The following is a 544-nucleotide window of genomic DNA, read 5'->3' as shown; positions in this document are numbered from 1 at the left end:
AGATGTCGAGGATCTTTGCCACGACGCCCGAACCCACGGTGCGGCCGCCTTCGCGGATGGCGAAGCGCAGGCCTTCTTCCATCGCGATCGGGTTGATCAGCTTCACGGTGATGCTGACGTTGTCGCCAGGCATGACCATTTCCTTGTCCTTGGGCAGCTCGATCGCGCCGGTCACGTCCGTCGTGCGGAAGTAGAACTGCGGACGGTAGTTGTTGAAGAACGGCGTGTGACGGCCACCTTCGTCCTTGGACAGCACATACACCTCGGCGGTGAAGTGCGTGTGCGGCTTGATCGAGCCGGGCTTGCACAGCACCTGGCCGCGCTCGACTTCTTCGCGCTTGGTGCCGCGCAGCAGCACGCCCACGTTGTCGCCCGCCTGGCCCTGGTCCAGCAGCTTGCGGAACATTTCCACGCCGGTGCAGGTGGTCTTGACGGTCGGGCGGATACCCACGATCTCGATTTCCTCGCCGACCTTGATCACGCCGCGCTCGACGGCGCCGGTCACCACGGTGCCGCGGCCGGAGATCGAGAACACGTCTTCCAC

The 544-nt window shown here is 64.3% G+C and carries 1 protein-coding gene; it reads right to left on the bottom strand.

What is annotated here, in order from left to right; translation table 11 throughout:
• A partial coding sequence (locus IB278_RS33590) for an EF-Tu/IF-2/RF-3 family GTPase (protein WP_263864284.1) occupies positions 1-544 on the bottom strand: 544 nt, incomplete at both ends.

It is taken from the genome of Variovorax sp. VRV01, from assembly GCF_014852545.1.
Classification (GTDB): Bacteria; Pseudomonadota; Gammaproteobacteria; order Burkholderiales; family Burkholderiaceae_C; genus Variovorax; species Variovorax beijingensis_A.
This window is presented reverse-complemented; position numbering and strand designations above follow the sequence as displayed.